The sequence below is a fragment of the Streptomyces sp. NBC_00285 genome, from assembly GCF_036174265.1.
In the GTDB taxonomy this organism is placed as follows: domain Bacteria; phylum Actinomycetota; class Actinomycetes; order Streptomycetales; family Streptomycetaceae; genus Streptomyces.
Map to the genome: position 1 here is coordinate 6,958,776 of NZ_CP108055.1, position 17,160 is coordinate 6,975,935.

At 68.6% G+C, this 17,160-nt stretch carries 15 protein-coding genes and 1 pseudogene; 5 read left to right on the forward strand and 11 right to left on the reverse strand.

What is annotated here, in order from left to right; genetic code table 11:
- Positions 1 to 4 precede the first annotated feature (4 nt).
- Both xseA and OHT57_RS32360 read right to left on the reverse strand, forming a co-directional pair.
- Positions 5 to 1,213: an exodeoxyribonuclease VII large subunit gene (gene xseA / locus OHT57_RS32355; RefSeq protein WP_328750247.1), complete on the reverse strand. Its 1,209-nt coding sequence runs from the start codon at positions 1,211 to 1,213 to the stop codon at positions 5 to 7.
- A gap of 191 nt (positions 1,214 to 1,404) precedes the next feature.
- Entirely contained in the window at positions 1,405 to 2,823 is a 1,419-nt protein-coding gene (locus tag OHT57_RS32360) for an APC family permease (protein ID WP_328753393.1), read from the reverse strand.
- Positions 2,824 to 2,930: 107 nt separating this feature from the next.
- Between OHT57_RS32360 and OHT57_RS32365 the strand changes: the two genes are divergently transcribed.
- Together OHT57_RS32365 and ppgK are read left to right on the forward strand one after the other, a co-directional pair.
- Positions 2,931 to 3,968, forward strand: coding sequence for a 4-hydroxy-3-methylbut-2-enyl diphosphate reductase (locus tag OHT57_RS32365; protein ID WP_328750248.1), 1,038 nt, complete (start codon positions 2,931 to 2,933; stop codon positions 3,966 to 3,968).
- A gap of 29 nt (positions 3,969 to 3,997) precedes the next feature.
- Positions 3,998 to 4,741, forward strand: coding sequence for a polyphosphate--glucose phosphotransferase (gene ppgK / locus OHT57_RS32370; RefSeq protein WP_328750249.1), 744 nt, complete (start codon positions 3,998 to 4,000; stop codon positions 4,739 to 4,741).
- Positions 4,742 to 4,827: 86 nt separating this feature from the next.
- On the opposite strand, the gene OHT57_RS32375 is transcribed toward ppgK, so the two are convergent.
- Positions 4,828 to 5,355: a DUF6542 domain-containing protein gene (locus tag OHT57_RS32375; RefSeq protein WP_328750250.1), complete on the reverse strand. Its 528-nt coding sequence runs from the start codon at positions 5,353 to 5,355 to the stop codon at positions 4,828 to 4,830.
- A gap of 197 nt (positions 5,356 to 5,552) precedes the next feature.
- Here OHT57_RS32375 and ychF point away from each other — a divergent pair, with 197 nt between their 5' ends.
- A complete protein-coding gene (gene ychF, locus OHT57_RS32380) occupies positions 5,553 to 6,641 on the forward strand; it encodes a redox-regulated ATPase YchF (protein WP_328750251.1) in 1,089 nt (362 codons plus the stop codon).
- A 349-nt stretch (positions 6,642 to 6,990) separates the two neighbouring features.
- Here the strand turns inward: ychF and OHT57_RS32385 are convergent, their stop codons facing one another.
- The 5 genes from OHT57_RS32385 to OHT57_RS32405 form a co-directional block, all read right to left on the reverse strand.
- Complete coding sequence (locus OHT57_RS32385) at positions 6,991 to 8,220, reverse strand: hypothetical protein (protein ID WP_443053508.1); 1,230 nt, start codon at positions 8,218 to 8,220, stop codon at positions 6,991 to 6,993.
- 98 nt (positions 8,221 to 8,318) lie between these two features.
- Entirely contained in the window at positions 8,319 to 10,295 is a 1,977-nt protein-coding gene (locus tag OHT57_RS32390) for a hypothetical protein (protein WP_328750253.1), read from the reverse strand.
- Positions 10,292 to 11,086, reverse strand: coding sequence for a toll/interleukin-1 receptor domain-containing protein (locus OHT57_RS32395; RefSeq protein ID WP_328750254.1), 795 nt, complete (start codon positions 11,084 to 11,086; stop codon positions 10,292 to 10,294). The genes OHT57_RS32390 and OHT57_RS32395 overlap by 4 nt, the downstream gene beginning before the upstream one ends.
- Before the next feature lie 309 nt (positions 11,087 to 11,395).
- Positions 11,396 to 12,643: a helix-turn-helix domain-containing protein gene (locus tag OHT57_RS32400; protein WP_328750255.1), complete on the reverse strand. Its 1,248-nt coding sequence runs from the start codon at positions 12,641 to 12,643 to the stop codon at positions 11,396 to 11,398.
- A 347-nt stretch (positions 12,644 to 12,990) separates the two neighbouring features.
- Positions 12,991 to 15,243 (reverse strand): hypothetical protein, encoded by a 2,253-nt coding sequence (locus tag OHT57_RS32405; RefSeq protein WP_328750256.1) that lies wholly within the window; start codon positions 15,241 to 15,243, stop codon positions 12,991 to 12,993.
- 207 nt (positions 15,244 to 15,450) lie between these two features.
- Here OHT57_RS32405 and OHT57_RS32410 point away from each other — a divergent pair, with 207 nt between their 5' ends.
- Complete coding sequence (locus OHT57_RS32410; RefSeq protein ID WP_328750257.1) at positions 15,451 to 15,732, forward strand: type II toxin-antitoxin system Phd/YefM family antitoxin; 282 nt, start codon at positions 15,451 to 15,453, stop codon at positions 15,730 to 15,732.
- On the forward strand, positions 15,729 to 15,983 hold the full coding sequence (locus OHT57_RS32415) for a Txe/YoeB family addiction module toxin (RefSeq protein ID WP_328750258.1): 255 nt from the start codon (positions 15,729 to 15,731) through the stop codon (positions 15,981 to 15,983). The genes OHT57_RS32410 and OHT57_RS32415 overlap by 4 nt, the downstream gene beginning before the upstream one ends.
- A 111-nt stretch (positions 15,984 to 16,094) precedes the next feature.
- Here the strand turns inward: OHT57_RS32415 and OHT57_RS47515 are convergent.
- From OHT57_RS47515 to OHT57_RS32425, 3 genes and pseudogenes are all read right to left on the reverse strand, one after another.
- Positions 16,095 to 16,327 (reverse strand): annotated as a pseudogene (locus OHT57_RS47515) (transposase); the annotation flags it as partial.
- Positions 16,328 to 16,440: 113 nt separating this feature from the next.
- A complete protein-coding gene (locus tag OHT57_RS32420; protein ID WP_328750259.1) occupies positions 16,441 to 16,833 on the reverse strand; it encodes a PIN domain-containing protein in 393 nt (130 codons plus the stop codon).
- The gene (locus tag OHT57_RS32425; protein WP_328750260.1) at positions 16,830 to 17,096 is read right to left on the reverse strand and encodes a hypothetical protein; all 267 of its coding nucleotides are present in this window, start codon (positions 17,094 to 17,096) and stop codon (positions 16,830 to 16,832) included. The genes OHT57_RS32420 and OHT57_RS32425 overlap by 4 nt, the downstream gene beginning before the upstream one ends.
- Positions 17,097 to 17,160 lie beyond the last annotated feature (64 nt).

The window sequence follows — 17,160 nt, forward strand, 5'->3', positions numbered from 1 at the left end:
CACCCTATGCATCGACTCGGACAGTGAACTCACCCTCGGCCACCCGCGCCCGCAGGGTCTCCTCCCCGGTCACCTCGTCCGGTGCCCGCACCACATGCCCGTCGGCCTTCTGCAGCACGGCGTATCCGCGCTGGAGCGTCGCGGCGGGAGAGAGGGCCACCACGCGTGCGTGCGTGTGCGTCAGCTCGGAGTCGGCACGGTCGAGCAGATGACCCAGGGTGCGGCGACCGCGGTCGGTCAGGGAGGTCACATGGTCCGCGCGCTCGTCGATCATCCGGTGCGGATCCTCTATCGACGGCCGCGCGAGCGCGTGCGCCAGGCCGCGTTCCTCCCGCTGCAGGAACCCCTCCACACAGCGCCGCGCACGGTCCCGCAGCGCCTGCACCCGCTCGTACTCCTCCCCGACGTCCGGGACGACCTTCTTGGCGGCGTCCGTCGGCGTGGACGCCCGAACGTCGGCGACGTAGTCGAGCAGCGGGGTGTCCGGCTCATGCCCGATCGCGGAGACGACCGGTGTACGGCAGGACGCGACCGCCCGCACCAACTGCTCGTCGGAGAACGGCAGCAGATCCTCCACGCTGCCCCCGCCGCGCGCCACGATGATCACGTCCACGCCGTCCAGCGCGTCGAGCTCCTTGACCGCCTGCACGACCTGCGGGACGGCGTGCACCCCCTGCACCGGGACGTTGCGCACCTCGAAGCGGACGGCCGGCCAGCGGTGCCTGGCGTTCTCCAGGACATCCCGCTCGGCGGCCGAGGCACGCCCGCAGACCAGCCCGATCAACTGCGGCAGGAACGGCAGCGGCTTCTTGCGCTCCGGCGCGAACAGCCCCTCCGCGGCCAGGGACTTCTTCAGCTGCTCCAGCCGGGCGAGCAGCTCACCGACGCCGACGGGCTTTATCTCTGTGGCCCGCAGCGAGAGCTGCCCCCGCGGCGCGTACCACTCCGGCTTCGCCAGTACGACGACCCTGGCGCCCTCGCTGACGACATCGGCCACGTCGTCGAAGACCTGGCGGAAGCAGGTCACGCTCACCGAGATGTCGTACGAGGGATCGCGCAGTGTGAGGAACACGACACCCGCACCCGGGCGCCGGGAGAGCTGCGTGATCTGCCCCTCGACCCACACGGCGCCGAGCCGGTCGATCCAGCCGCCGATGAGCCGCGACACCTCGCCGACGGGCAGGGGCGCTTCGGGAGTCGAGTTCACAGCCATGCCGCGAGCGTAACGTCCGGGTACGACAACGCACCGTCACCGCAAGGCAACCAGAGCCTGTCCGGCGGATCATGCCGGTGTGGCGGGGCGCGGGGGCGCGCTCGGCGTCGCTTGTGCGGGAGGGGGCCTGACTGGGGGAAGGGGTCCTGCCCATCGCCCCCGTTCGACTCTGGCGGTCAGCGCACAGGTGCCTACAGGCTGCCCGGTTCGCCGGACAGGCCCTGACGGTCACGGTCTCGGTCGCTGTCGCGGTCACGGTCGCGTTGGGTGAACAGCACCCCGAGTCCGACCGCCAGCCACACCGCGCCCACCACCTGCGCCGCCCCCGACGCCTCCACGATCACCGCCACCGTGATCGCCGCCCCCACCACCGGCACCAGCACATGCCGCCAGCCGACCACCGGCCCCCCGCGCTTCTTGACCGCGAACCAGCCGACCACGCTCGCGTGCAGCAGCGTGAAGGCCGTCAGGGCGCCGATGTCGACCATGGACACCAGGTGGTCCATGCCGTCGTCGCGGCGGGCCGCCCACACCGCCGCGACCAGGGTGATCACGGCCGCGCACAGCAACGCCACGCGCGGCACACCCGAGTCCGTCTTCGCCAGCGCACGCGGCAGGCGCCGGTCGCGGCCCATCGCGAACAGCAGCCGCCCGGCCGCCGCCTGGCCCGCCAGTGCCGCGAAGGCCGCGCCGATCGCCTTGCTGACGGCCACCAGATCGTGCAGCCAGGTGCCGACCGAGGAGTCGACGGCGTCGTAGAAGGCGGACCCCTGTCTGCCCGGGTCCGCCGCGAACTGTGCCGAGGTCGTCGGGTCCAGCAGGGCCACCAGATAGGCCTGCGCCACGAACAGCACACCTGCGAGCGCCAGACAGAACAGCACCGCGCGGGCGACCTTCTCCGAACCGCCCGTGACCTCCTCCGCGAACGAGGCGATCGCGTCGAAGCCCAGGTACGACAGGACGGCCACCGACACCGCGCCGATCACCGCCGACAGCGCGAACGGGCCCTGGGAGCCGTCCCCGGACAACGGCGACAGCCAGCCGCGTTCGGCGCCGTCGCGCGCCAGGACGACGATCGCGGACACCGCGAAGACCAGCAGGACCACGATCTCCAGCGCCAGCACCAGGAAACCCACCCGGGCCGCGGCCCGGACGCCCCACAGGTTCAACAGGGTCGTGACGACGACCGCCAGCGCCGTCCACACCCAGCGGGAGACCTCGGGTACCAGGGAGTTCATCGCGATACCGGAGAACAGGTACGCCACGGCCGGGATCAGCAGATAGTCCAGCATCGCCATCCAGCCCGCGACGAACCCGGCCTCCTTGCCGAGCCCCGCGCGCGCGTACGCGAACACCGACCCCGCCTGGGGGACGACCCGGACCATCTGCGCGTAACTGAACGCGGTGAACGCCATCGCCACGGTGGCGAACACATAGACAAGGGCGACCGCCCCGTGCGACTTGGCGTCCAGGGTGCCGTAGACACCGACGGGGGCCATGGGGGCGATGAACAGCAGCCCATAGACGACGAGGTCCCGGAAACCGATGCTGCGCCGCAGGCCGTCGCGTTCCTCCACGGCCGTGGAGTCCGCCGTGCCGGTACCGGACATCATGCCTCCGCGTGTGCCTCGCCCGTCCCGCCCCTCACATGTCCTGGCCAGTCTTCCCGGGAAGGTCGTAGGCACGCGATCTTTGACCGGCCGAACGCGGCCTTACGATGGGAGGCATGACTGCTTCGTCCGGCCGCCGTGTCCTGCTCGCCGCCCCCCGGGGCTACTGCGCGGGCGTGGACCGCGCAGTGATCGCCGTCGAGAAAGCCCTGGAGCAGTACGGCGCTCCGGTGTACGTCCGGCACGAGATCGTCCACAACAAGTACGTCGTACAGACCCTGGAGAAGAAGGGCGCCATCTTCGTCGAGCGGACGGAGGAGGTTCCCGAGGGGAACATCGTCATGTTCTCCGCGCACGGTGTCGCCCCCGTCGTCCACGAGGAGGCCGCGCAGGGCAGGCTCGCCACCATCGACGCGACCTGCCCGCTGGTCACCAAGGTCCACAAGGAAGCCGTCCGCTTCGCCAATGAGGACTACGACATCCTCCTGATCGGGCACGAGGGCCACGAGGAGGTCATCGGCACCTCCGGCGAGGCCCCCGACCACATCACGATCGTCGACGGTCCGGCCGACGTCGCCAAGGTCGAGGTCCGCGACCCGTCGAGGATCGTCTGGCTGTCCCAGACGACGTTGAGCGTGGACGAGACAATGGAGACCGTCGACGCCCTCAAGGAGAAGTTCCCGCAGCTCATCTCCCCGCCCAGCGACGACATCTGCTACGCCACGCAGAACCGTCAGCTCGCGGTGAAGCAGATGGGCGCCGAGGCCGAACTGGTCATCGTGGTCGGCTCCCGCAACTCCTCCAACTCCGTGCGGCTCGTCGAGGTCGCCAAGCTGGCCGGCTCCCGCGAGGCCCACCTCGTGGACTTCGCCGCCGAGATCGACGAGGCCTGGCTGGAGGGCGTGACCACGGTCGGCGTGACCTCTGGCGCGTCGGTGCCGGAGGTGCTGGTCGAGGAGGTCCTGGAGTGGCTGTCGCAGCGCGGCTACGGCGACGTGGAACTCGTGAAGGCGGCCGAGGAGTCCATCACCTTCTCGCTGCCGAAGGAGCTGCGCCGCGACCTGCGTGAGGAGGCGGCGGCGCTGGTCGCGGAGCGCACCGGGGTCTCGGGGGCCTCAGGCGCCTCGGGTACCTCGGGGGAGTGACTGTCAGTCCTTCGTCGTAACGTAGGGCCATGCAGATCTTCGGCTTGGACATCGGCGGATCCGGGATCAAGGGCGCCCCTGTGGACCTGGACAAGGGCGACCTGACCCTGGAGCGCCACAAGGTGCTCACCCCGCACCCGGCGACGCCCGACAGCGTCGCCGACGGGGTGAAGCAGGTCGTGGAGCACTTCCAGTGGACGGGACCGGTCGGACTGACCTTCCCGGGCGTGGTCACCGGCGGATCGCACATCCGCACGGCGGCCAACGTCGACAAGAGCTGGATCGACACCGACGCGCGCACGCTGTTCAGCGAGCGGCTCGGCGGGCTCCCCGTGACCGTGGTCAACGACGCGGACGCGGCGGGCGTCGCCGAGATGAGCTTCGGCGCGGGCAAGGACCGCAAGGGCACGGTCATCCTGCTCACCCTCGGCACCGGCATCGGCAGCGCGGTCTTCGTCGACGGCGTCCTGGTCCCCAACACCGAACTGGGTCACCTCGAACTCCACGGTCACGACGCCGAGAAGCGGGCCTCCAGCAAGGCCCGGGAGGACGAGGAGCTGACGTGGGAGCACTGGGCCCGGCGCGTCCAGAAGTACCTCGCCCACGTGGAGATGCTGTTCTCGCCCGAGCTGTTCATCATCGGCGGCGGCGTCAGCCGTAAGTCCGAGAAGTTCCTGCCCCACATCGAGGGCATCAAGGCCGAGATCGTCCCGGCGCAGTTGCAGAACAACGCGGGGATCGTGGGAGCGGCGATGCGGGCGGTCCAGGCGTAGCGAGCCTGCGCCGGCGTCGGCGCCGGGCTCCGGGTGAGCCCGGCATGACCGGCTCCCGTCGGCCGGTGTGAGGTGTGCGGTCGGCGTCAGCGGGTGCGGCGTCGTACCAGGCAGATCCGGCGGACCAGTGCGATGAGGCCGGTGGCCAGGGTGCCGGCGTAGAGCCAGCCCGCCTGGGTGGCGAGGGCGGTGAACAGGCCCATCAGGCGACCCGACGTGCCGTCGCCGGAGTCGGCGACGGGGAGCAGGCCGACCGCGAAGGCGATCGGGACGACGATGGGTGCGGTCAGCAGGTCGGCCCGGCGGATCCAGACCGCCGTCAGCACGCACACGGGCAGGAACAGCACGCTGTACACCGTCAGCGAGGGGCCGAGCAGCAGCGAGATCAGACAGCCGAGCACGAACATCACCGTCATGCAGAACAGCCCACCGCCGAGTCCGGTGAGCCGGGGATCGGGCAGTCTGCGCAGCGTCCGGGCCATGGGAGGCGCGGGGCGGCGGGCCACCGGTGGCCTCAGCTCACCGCGGGCCTGCGCGGGCAGCGGCGCTGCCGGTACTCCCGGTGCTCCACGTCGTGTTCCGTTGTGCGGGGGGCGGGTCCTGTGTTGCTCCACTGGACCAACTTAGGTCTGATCATGTGTGCAGTCGGCTCTCAGACACGCCGTAGGAAAGACCTTGGCCATGCGTTCGAGAGGGCCGCCGGAGCGGGGCCGGGCAGCCCGTAAACTGGGGGATCGGCCGGTCTGCCGGCCTCTGGCCCGCCCAGGACGGGTACCGGCCCCCTGGCCCTCTCACTACGGGAAGTCGCAACGTGTCGCTCACGATCGGAATCGTCGGTCTGCCGAATGTCGGCAAGTCGACCATGTTCAACGCCCTGACCAAGAACGACGTGCTGGCGGCCAACTACCCGTTCGCCACGATCGAGCCGAACGTCGGCGTGGTCGGTGTCCCGGACGCGCGCCTGGCGAAACTGGCCGAGATCTTCTCCTCCCAGAAGATCCTTCCGGCGACCGTCGACTTCGTCGACATCGCGGGCATCGTGAAGGGCGCCTCGGAGGGTGAGGGCCTGGGCAACAAGTTCCTCGCGAACATCCGTGAGTCCGACGCGATCTGCCAGGTCATCCGCGCCTTCCAGGACGAGAACGTCGTGCATGTCGACGGCAAGGTCTCGCCGAAGGACGACATCGAGACGATCAACACCGAGCTGATCCTCGCGGACCTCCAGACGATCGAGAAGGTCCTGCCGCGCCTCCAGCGGGAGTCGCGCATCAAGAAGGACATCGGCCCGAAGGTCGCCGCGGTCGAGGCGGCGAAGGAGATCCTGGAGAAGGGCGACACCCTGTTCTCCGCGGGCATCGTCCAGGGCTCCGGCAACGAGGAACTCCTGCACGACCTGCACCTCCTCACCACCAAGCCCTTCCTCTACGTCTTCAACGTCGACGAGGACGAACTGGTCGACGAGGACTTCAAGACCGAGCAGCGCGCCCTGGTCGCCCCCGCCGAGGCGATCTTCCTCAACGCCAAGCTGGAGGCGGACCTCGCCGAGCTCGACGACGAGGAGGCGATGGAGCTCCTGGAGTCGGTCGGCGTCGAGGAGCCCGGCATGGCCACCCTGGCCCGCGTCGGCTTCGCCACCCTCGGCCTGCAGACCTACCTCACGGCCGGCCCCAAGGAATCCCGCGCCTGGACCATCAAGAAGGGCGCCACCGCCCCCGAGGCCGCCGGAGTCATCCACACCGACTTCCAGAAGGGCTTCATCAAGGCGGAGGTCATCTCCTTCGACGACCTGGTCGAGACGGGATCGGTGGCGGAGGCCCGCGCGAAGGGCAAGGCGCGGATGGAGGGCAAGGAGTATGTGATGCAGGACGGGGACGTGGTGGAGTTCAGGTTCAACAACTGAACTCCACCACGTCGCTGACGTGGTGGAGTTCAACGCAGAAGTACAAGTGGCCAAGAGGGGGCTGGGACGGTTCGTCCCAGCCCCCCCTTGGCAATCCTTCGCTGTCACAGGGGCTTGTTCCCGGTCGTATGTCCATCGTGGAAGGCGTAGGGAAGGACTAGCCTTGCCTTCGCCGGCCTGTCACGCTGGCTTCCGAGGCCGCGAACGTAGAGCAGCCACGGCGAATTGGGAAACAGAGTCGGCAGCGTCCCAGCGAGTGATGGTCTTGCCCTGGTCTCGGGGCAGGAAAGGACTCCCCCGCCGCGGTGTGCGGTGAAGGAGAGCCGCGGAGAGCCGACCGCGTACCGGATCAGCTCCCGTCCTCGTCCTCGTCCCGTGCGCGAGGTGCGGCGGGCCGGTGCGGGCTGTGCGAGGTGTCCCAGAAGTACGGAGGCGTCATGTCGTCCTCGCTCGTCTCCCGCCAGCCTTGGTTCCGTTCGCCTGCGCCGCTCTCCGCCGCCCCCGGAGTGAACGTGCCTGCGGTCGCGTCGGTGAACGGTGAGCCCTCGGGGGAGGGGAAGCCCGATGACCAGGGCCCCGAGGGCTCCCCCCTGTCCGAAGGCCCATCTTCCGGCCCCTCGCATCCGCCCTTGTCGGGCATCGGGAGAAGTGTCCGCCTGATCTCCTCGGCAGCCTCATCCAACCCGGCCGCTTCCAGGCTCCGCACCACACGGTGCACGAACACCGTGTACTCGTCCATGTCCGGCTTCAGGCCCAGTGCCGCTAGCAGCAGGAGCAGCCGATCCGAGACCCCTACTTCCTCCTCGCGGTCGAGTATCCCTCCGCTCCGGCCGTCCCCGTCCCACAGCGGGTCCCCGACGGTAGCTTCGCTCCGCCCGCCCACGGGCGGGACGAGCAGGTGGCGGAAGAGCTCGGGCACCTCCTTGTCGTTGGCCGCCGCAGCGATCTGGGCGAGCGGGCCGATCATGTCGACCGCCTTCTCGATTTCGTTCTCGTGACGGGCCAACCACCACACCACCGCGCTGCCCGCGCTCTTGAGCACGTCGTCACCGAGGTAGCGCCGCTTGTTGCGCTCGTGCTGACGCTCGTACTCCCAGATCTCCTCGTCCTTGCGAAGGTCGTTCAACGTCCGCAGGCGCTCACGGTCGGCTGGGGTGAGGGTCAGCGTCACATCGGCCGCCACGGCCGTCACCCGGCCGCTCCGGTCCGGGAGCGGGACGCCCAGTTCCCCCTCCAGGAGATACCGCGCGAAGCTCGCCCGGCCGGGCTGCTCGCGGCGGACGACCTCCACGGCCCGGCTGACGACCGAGGAGACGGCGAGAGCTGGGGAGGCATCATCGGACCGGTCGGCGTGACTGGAGACAGACCTCCACAACACGGTGGCGGAGAACAGGAAGTCGTAGCCGTCCGCCGCGCTCGGCAGCGCCGCGTCTTCCACCCGTGTCTCCTGGTACGGCCGCTCCGTCGGCGCTGCGGGCGGTTCGGGTTCCCTGGGCTCGTACGGGTCGGCCGACGCGCGGTCACTGCTGAGGACCGTCATCAGGAGCAGCAAGGAGCCCGAGGCCGTGACCATGGACATGAAGCCCCAAAGTAACGCTGACCAGTGCAGGAGGTTTCCGAGCACAGCCGGTGCGAGGCCGCAGAGGGCGACGAACAGGAGGCTGGAAATGCGGTGTTTCATCGTGCCTCTTCCGTGATCCGTGGTCCGGCGCCCGTACTCTCCGTACGGGCATACTGCGCATGGTCGATGTGCTGCCAGAAGAGGGCGGCGACGGCCGCTCGGGAGGAGTGGTGCGAGCCCCCCGCCCAGCCGCAGGCGATGGCGTAGAGGCGGTGGAGAGCGGCCGCGCGGCAGTGCGTCGCCCCGACCATCACGTCCAGCGCCATCTCCCGCGTACTGTCGCTCGCCACGGCGTTCAGCCAGCTACTCACCAGCGGGATCCAGAGCTCCGTGGGCGGCTGGAAGAAAACCGTCTCCCAGCCCAGGAACAGGTCCGGCCACGGCGGGGGGTCCGGTGCCCGGTCGCTCCTCAACAGCTCCGTGAGCAGCCGGAGCTGAGGCTCCGCCGCGTGCGGCTGCCCACGCGTCCGGTCCCGGAGGCGGTCGATCAGCAGCCGGTAGAGCCGACGGTCACGGCCGGCCAGGTCGAGAAGTGCTTCCCGGGCCTCACCCGCTGCCATCCCCTTCCGTACGGCGAGGTAATGGAGCCGCACCATCGCCTGGTCCGGGTGCGACGCGCCGAGAGTCTGGTGACAGGCGGCGGTCAGGACGCGGGCGAGACCGTCCGACAAAGGGCCGGATCTCGCGCATTCGTACATCCGTCTGCGGAACCATCCCCCGAACCTCTCGTGGCTGAGACCGAGTTCGAGGGCAGCCACGGCTCGCGGGTCGATGGACGCCCCGGCCGCGCGGTCAGCCCAGCGCACCACGAGGTCGAAGAGGTGGTCGGGGCGCCCGACGGCCAGGGACCGCTCGCCGAAGCGGACGATGACGTTCACTCGGTCGTCGGTGGTCAGACCGCGCAGTCCGGCGGCGTGACCGATCCAGTCCCTGAGGTCGTCGCGCACCCCGGGGAAGTTCGCCCAGAAGTACGTCCGTACCGCGTCGGCGTAGGCCAGCCGTCCGAAGCGGAGCCGACCGTCCGGGCCCCGCTCGATCCCGAGCGCCGCCAGCCGTTCCCCGAAATCCGTCCGCGCGAGCTCGGTCGTCTCCTCTTCCGCGTGCCGCACCGTCCTCATCAAGCCGTGCCACGCCTCGTAGACGGTGTCGGCGCGGGCCTCCTCGAACACCGCCGTCGCGAGCAGGAGGGCGCGCTCGGGCGCGGAGCGGACCGTGGCCACCTGTCGACCCGCCTCATCGGCACGGTCGGTCACCGCGTGTATCGCCTGGTCGAGCCAACCTGCGAAGTCGGCGCCGAACCGGCCGCTATCGCGAGCGGCCCTCACCAGCCCCGCGAGTCGCGCCAGCTCCCGCATCGGGGAGCGGTCGCACAGGCGCTGGAGGTCGGCGCTCCCCAGGTCGGCGGGGCGGAAGGCCATCCGGTCCATGCGGAGGTACCGGGTGACGACGGCGACGCCCCGCGGGCGCCCCAGCGTCACCGTGTGCGGTTCGAGGTCGGGCGCATGGGTGTGCTCCAGGCCGGACGGCAGGACGACGACCATGTGGGCCTCCGCCTTCTGGACCTGCGACCGGCGCATGGCCAGGAGGCGCTGGGCCTTGGCGTACGCCTCTTCGTCGGCGATCCCGGAGAGGTCGAGGAGGAAACGGTCGCCCTCACCGGGGGCGAGAGGGGTCTCGTCCTTGTCCGTGGCGGGAAGCTCCTCGAACCGGGCACCCTCCTCGTCGGCGCCCCCCTCCTCACCGAGGCCGTGCAGCAGCATGATCGCCGCGGCGCGGCGGCCGCTGCCGGGCGGAGCAGTCAGCAGCACCACCGATCCGGGCTTCTCCAGGCGGTCGGCGGCGACGCGGAAACCCACCGGCCGAACGAACCGGTCGGCCAGGCGCACCCGGTCCTCACGGGCGATCCGGAGGGACTCGACCCCTTTGCGGATCATCCAGTCTGCGCCGACGCCGTAGAAGACGTACTGGTGCCCCTCGCCGTTGTTCACCGGGCCGCGCGGATCGTTGACGGTGACGTGGTCCTGCTCGGTCATCGTCCGTCGTCCGAGCGCCGGCGCTCGCGCTCGAAGCGCTGGTGGACCGTACCGCTGTTGTCGCCCGCCGTGAACTGGACCCCGGTGTTGTCACCCTGGAAGTGGGGCGCGTTGTACTGGTGTCCCCGACCGGTGTTCACGGGCCCCTGCGGCTCGTTGACGAAGGTGCCGGACAGGTCTCCGTTGAGGTTTCCGATGCCGCCCCGCACGCGCTGCTCGACGTCGCGCGTCCGCATCCTGGTGGGCTCGGCGTCCTGGGCCGACTTCTTGCGGGACTTCGTCTCCGCTCGCTCCCGCGCCGCACGGGCGTCGCGGTCCACCGCGCCCAGCTCGGGCAGCAGCCGGGCGAGGGCGTCGCCGAGCGCAATCAGGTCCGACTCGGCGTTGCGGTGGTCGAACCGCCTGTACTGGCAGTCCGCCAGCTCCCGCAGATCGCCCGGGAGGACAGCGTGGTCGATCCGCGTGGCCTTTCCGACGAGCACGGGAATCACCAGGATTCCGCGGTCGAGCGCGGTCTGGATCTCACGACGGGTCCAGTCCTGCTCGGCTTCGAGGGCGGGGCGGCCGTTGGCCCCCCGCACCTCCGCCCAGCGCGGGCCGATCACGGCGAGGAGCGCCTTGCACTCCTCCACCGCCCTGGCCAGTTCCACCGGGAAGCGGTGTCCAAGCTCGATCGAGTTGCTGGCGAAGAAGATCCGCTCGCCGCCGAACCGCCGGGTGAGCTCCCGAGCGATCATGGTTGCCACGGATTCCTCGTCGCCTGTGCGGTAGTTGACGAAGACGTCGGACATGAAGGTTCCCTTCGTGAGAGGAAGACGGGGGTGAATGGGTACGAGCGCGAGGGCTGCCGACCCGGGCTCCGAGGCCCCGGTCAGCCCGGGCCATGAGGTCCCGACCGTGTTACGGCATGGCGGGTCCACGGGGCGGATGGAGGTGCGCCGCCTGGCGCGTCACTGGTCGCGGGCAGCCCGAAGAAGCCGGGGCGCGGTGCTAGGCGTCGGGCGGGGAGCAGAGGGGCCCGCCGGGGATCGTGGGATCTGGAGGGCCGCGAAGTCCGGCGAGCCGGGCGGCTCGAGCCGGTGTCGGTCGTGGAGCCGGTGTCAATCGTGCGCGGGGGCGAGTACCCGTGCCAGGGCTGGCTGCAGATCGCGTACGGCCCGGCTGCTCCGGAACCGGGAGAGTTCTCGCGCGAGACGCCGGACGTCGCTGTTCACCGTCGCCGACGGCACGGCCGGCATCACCCCCAAGAGCTCTCCGGCGATCGTGCACGCGTGCTCGACCTCTCCGGAGGCGGCGTGGGCCAAGGACCTGCGGAAGCCGTACCGGGCGCGGGTGCGCAACGCGTGCGGCGGGAGGCGGCGGTACTCCCGGTCGAGGACCTCGGCGGCGGCCTTGGGGCGACCGAGGTCATGCAGGCACCAGCCGGTCGTCATCGCCGCCGGATCGCTCACGTGGGTGGTGCCGATCACGGGCTTGGCGCCGCTGCGGGCGTCGTCACTGTCGAGCAGCTCCTGCGCCCTGTCGAGGCTGCGGAGGCAGTCGCGTTCGTCTCCGACGAGCGCGTGTCCCTGTGCCTCCCGCTGGGCGGCGAGTCCCCGGATGCGCGGCGGGAGTTCGTCGCTCTGGGCCCGGCGGGCCAGGGCGACGGTGCCTGCGGCGTCCCCGTCGTAGAGCGTGACCAGGGCGCGGCGCACGAGCGCGTAGGAACCGAGGTACGGATCGCCCCCGGCGCGCGCCAGTTCGGCGGCCTCAACGGTCCAGCCGAGCGCTGCGTCGCTGTCCCCGGCCTCCTGGGCCATCCAGCCGGTGAACTCCGCGAACCGCGACGCGAGCAGGAGTGCGGGGGCCCGAGTGGAGTACGGGGTGTCGGCGGCCAGCCCTGCGACCGTGCGCGTCTGCGTCTCCAGAAGGGGAAGCAGGACCTTCGGCGCGGTGGACTGGCCGAGCTTTCGTAGCTGGTCGAACTGTGCGAGGAAGGAGGAGAGGAGGGAGTCGGCGGCAGAGGACACCTGACCGCCGAGACTCAGTCCGAGGTCGATCAGCGCCCCCGTACCCGCCGCGAGGACCGCCCGGCGCCCGACGAGCCCGAGGCACGGGGTAGCAGGGATTTCGGTGGTGTGCGAGTCGGTCTCGAGGCGGACGACCAAGCGCTGCAGCTCGCCGTTCGCGCCGAGGAAGGCGTCGCACCGCCGGGCCAGTTCAGGGGATGCGGAACGCTCTCCGCGCTCGACCTTGCTGAGGTGCCCCTTGTCGTAGTTGAGCGCCACGGAGAACTCGGTCAGAGTGAGCCCCGCTTCCTGTCGTAAACGGCGAAGCTCCGGGCCGAAACATAAATTTGCACTCACCATTGACCTCCCCTTGAACAGCGATCGTGAGGGCCGTGCGCCTTCACGAACTTTGTGTTCGACGTTCGCTGGCCGACACGAAGACCGGCGATGAACACCCGTGGTGACGGAGTCGTTTCGCTTCGCATCCGAGAGGAGTTTGGCACGAGGTGCTCCTCAAGAATCGGGGTTCGGCGGGGTTGCCCGTTGCCTCTTCTGTTCTCCGTTGGTCTCCGCGTGTTCCTTGCCGTGACTGGAGTCGACTTCTTTTGGCGTGCGGTCTCGGGGCCGAGCCCTCTCGTGAGCTCGGCCCCTTCGTCCAGCGGGGATCCACTCAACGGCGAGCAGGAACCGAAGTTCTGGCAGAGCGGTCATTCGAGATCGCCGCCGAATTCTCGGACGACCTCGTCGACGGCCTCGGCCACGTCGCGCAGGAACCGGTTCTGGTCGGGCGAGGCGGTCACGGTCGGGATCGGGGCGCCGCGTTCGTAGACCTCGCTGGCGATGATCCGGGCCCGTACAAACGTCGATCCGGGGCCTTTCTGTAGGTATGCGTTCTGCCAGCCGCGCCGCACCTCGTCCCGAAGTCGGCGCTGGGTCAGTTCGACGAGGCGGTTGGTGACCGAGTTCAACAACGCGTCCAGGATCGCCTGCTTCTCGTTCTCACCGGGCTCGTCACCGGACCAGCGTTCGGGGCGTTGCAGCATCAGAAGGATCTGTGTCTGCAGGTAGTAGCGAAGTTCGGCGACCGGTTTGAGGTCGTCGTACTCGTCAGCCCATCCCTCGGTAGCCAGGCGCCGGGTGAGCGCCTTGATCCGGGTCCAGTGCGCCTTCGACGCATCGGGGTTGTTGTCGAGACCGAGGGTTCCGCGCCAGCGGGTGTGGAAGGTCTTGGCGGCTTCCATGACTGCCAAGGAGAGGTTCATGCGATTGAACACCGGGCGGCTCGGGCCGGTCTCCGTGGCGCGCTCGGGGTGAGCGAGCAACGTCAGGAACGCGTCGAGCTGATCGATCGTGCGTGAGCCGGCCTGCTTCTTTGCATCAAGCTGGCCCTGAATCCCGCCGACGAAGAACCGAGCTTGATCAATACGTCGATGCAGGACCCGCTCGGCGGCAGGTCCAAGCTCGTCGCCGATCGACTTCAGGACGTTCTCGACGGACGCGAGGACGTGCTGCTCGCGGTCACCGAAGGTGGGCACGTTGGGACCCTTGACCTGGTCGAAGTGCGTGAAGACGACGTGCAGCTTCCCGGCGTTGCCGGAAACCGCGATCCCCTTGAGCGCCGCGACCGGCGCCGCCTGCATCGGCTGAGCGGCGTTGTCCACCAACACGATGGCGTCGACATTCTGCAGCTGCGTCGCGACATGGGTCGAGAGTGCTGCGACGGACTTCGGCGTGTGTCCCAACCCCTCGCCGTCCACGAGCACCAGATGGACCGGCTCCGATGCCCAGCCTGGCTGGAAGGGACCGCTGACACGGAGGCCGTTGACCAGGGGCGTGAGCAGGCGTCCGAACAGCGGGGCGAAATTGCTGGAGAAGCGGGTCACCATCTTGAGGAACGCTGCACGGTCGTCAGACTCCCACGACCACGTGATCGGCCAGCCCTGACGATTGCGCCGCAGCTCGCCGACTTCCAGCGTCGAGAATCGCTTCTCGATCTCGTCGATCAAAGAGTCCACGATCGCGTGGAACTCGCCGGACTGCCGCAGGTCGCTGTCGAGGCTCTCCTCGATGAGCTCCTCCACGACGCGCTCATCGTCCTCGATCTCCTTGAACGCTTCGGCGGTGGCGCTCGAGTGCCGTTCGACGACCGACTTCACCGCCTCGACTGCTGCGGCGACGACAGTGTTCGTGGCCGTCAAGTCGACGGAGCCGTAATCAGCGGGGTCGATGTCAGCGAATTCTTCCTCGTCGTCATCGGCCAGATCGAGGTCATCGTCCTTGACCACTCCCCGACCGAGGACGTAGCTGAAGCGGAAGCGCTGGTTGACGTGGTCGAGCAGTCGGCGGCGGATCTCGTCTTCGGACCGCTTGCGAAGGACAGCCAGAGCCGCCTCGGACACGTTCTCCGTCAGATAGTCGATGACCTCGTCTCGGGGAACGAAGGTGACGACAGCCCGGTACGAACTGTCTTCAGTCGTGATCAGCTCGGTGTCGGCGACAGTGGTTTTAGCTGTTGATGTCGATGGGAAACGCTCGGTCGTCGGGTCGGTACCAAGGATCTGACGGACGACAGTGGTCTTTCCGGCACCCGTGGTGCCGAGCAGTAGAACCGTTCGATAACCGTCATCATCGCTCGGCAGTGGCAACGCATCCTGCCTCAACTGGACGAAGTCGACCTGGGACGACTCAAGGCCGTCATAGAAGATGTCGACGACGCGGCCGTCGAAGCGGCCCAACGCGTTCGGGCGAGCTGTCACCTCCCACAACTCTGGAGTGCTGAGAATGGTGTTCAACTGCTCGACGAGCAACGTGGCTTCCGTCTCGTCGTTGGTGCCAAGCCCTCGGCGCACGCGGCGGCCGGTCTTCCCGGTCGTGAGGTCAAGGCGAGCGGGGTGCCGGAAGATGACGGACCACGACTCCCGCCCCTGATTGCGACTCTTACTGGCGGTGTAGTACCTCACAGCCCTCTCCCGTTCGTTGTTCCTGCGGTGTACCAGGAGTGTGGACTCATTCGCCGGGTTCCGTCAAGGTTGATCGGTACAACGCAGGAACAACGAACGGTGGCAGAGTGTGCTGGATTTCCTGACGGAGCGTCACCTGTATGGCCCTGGGAGGGTAGGCTGAAAATGGTACGTTATTCGGTACCACTTGAAGGAGGGAGTCAGCTCATGTCCATAACCGCGAGCGAAGCCCGCAAGGCTCTTTTCCCGCTGATCAAGAAGGTCAACGACGATCACGAGGCCATCGAGATCGTCTCCAAGCACGGCAATGCCGTGCTGGTCTCGGCCGAGGACTATGCGGCGCTGCGCGAGGGCTCGTATCTGCTCCGCTCCCCGGTGAACGCACGGCGGCTGCTCAAGGCGTACGAGAACGCTCTTAGCAACATCAACGTGTCGGAGCGCGAGTTGATCGACCCGGATGCCATGGATCCTGCTGTGGGTGCTATGTGAGGCTTGTCTTTGAGGATCAGGGTTGGGAGGACTACACGTCCTGGCTCAAGAACGACCGCAAGATGCTCGCTCGGATCAACAGGCTCATCGAGGACGTCAAGCGTGACCCCTTCACAGGGATCGGCAAGCCCGAGCCGCTGAAGTACCACTTGCCCGGGGCGTGGTCGCGGCGGATCGACGACGAGCACCGGCTCGTCTACGTGGTTACAGACAAAGAGATCGTCATCCTCGCCGCCCGCTACCACTACTGATCATATTGCAGGTCGGAAGGGGGTCGGACTCTGCTGAGTCCGACCCCCTTCCGCGTTCCCGTGCTGACATGTTGCTGACTCTTCAGCTGCTTCGGGCGGTGTGAGCTTGTCGAGGTCCAGGTCTCCGGCCTGCGTTGTCAGCAGATTCTCCCTGTGCCCGTTGCGCATCGTCGTGCGTGTCTCGGTGTGCTCGCCGGGCTCGGCACCGATCCGATCCGGGCCGTGGCCTCGGACTCGATGAGTTCCTGCGGGATCCGCTGGGCCAGGACCCCGATCAACTCGATTCCGTTCGCCGTACGCGGTGACTCCATCAGGCGGAGTAAGTCATGCTGGGACGAGCCCATCGCGTCACCTCTCGTTTCAATGAGCCTCGCTACTCGGAGAGTTGTGCGATGGCTGCCCCATGACCAGGGGCTACGCAGAGATCGCTGCTATACCACTCGGCGGGACACCATCGTTAGACGGTGCGGATGACAGGGGCGGGTTTGATGTCCTGGGTGTCGATGAGGGTGCGGATGTCGTTCGGGTCCGACGTCCAGATGATGGCGCCGAGGCTGGCTGCCATGGTCACGACGGTGGCGTCGACGATGTCGGAGGTGCCTGCCTTGCCGCAGAGAATGCCTGCGGTTTTGGCGGTTTCGAGGCCGACGGGTACGACGTGGCACCCGGCGAGGAACTTGCCGAGTCTGACCTGGCGGCGAGAGTCTCGCCATGCCTGGCTGACGACGACGGACGGGACGTGGATGTCCCGGCCGTCTTCAAGGGCCAGGCTGTGGCGGGCCCACATGCGTCGGTCGTCGTTGTCAATGGCGATGAGTACCCCGGCGTCGTACAGGTAGGGGATGTTCACGCGGCCGAGGCTCCCGGGCTGCTGAGGTACTCGGCGTCGGCGGCGGCCAGGTCCGCGCGGGCGGCGGCGAGCTCTTCCGGGGTGAAGGCGCCGTGTTCGGCCTGCCACTCCTGGATGACGGCCCGGCCGGCGCGCAGGCGCAGCTCGCGTTCTGCTGCTCCGGCGACGAGTCGGGAGAGTGGGATGCCTTCTTCCTCGGCGGCTCCGGCCAGGGCTTCGACCAGGGTTTCGTCGAGAGTGATAGTCACCTTCTTGGTAGCCATACATCAACCATAGCGCGGTATGGCCTTCGTTGCTGAGGTGCGTGAGGAGGGCCTTGCCGACTCG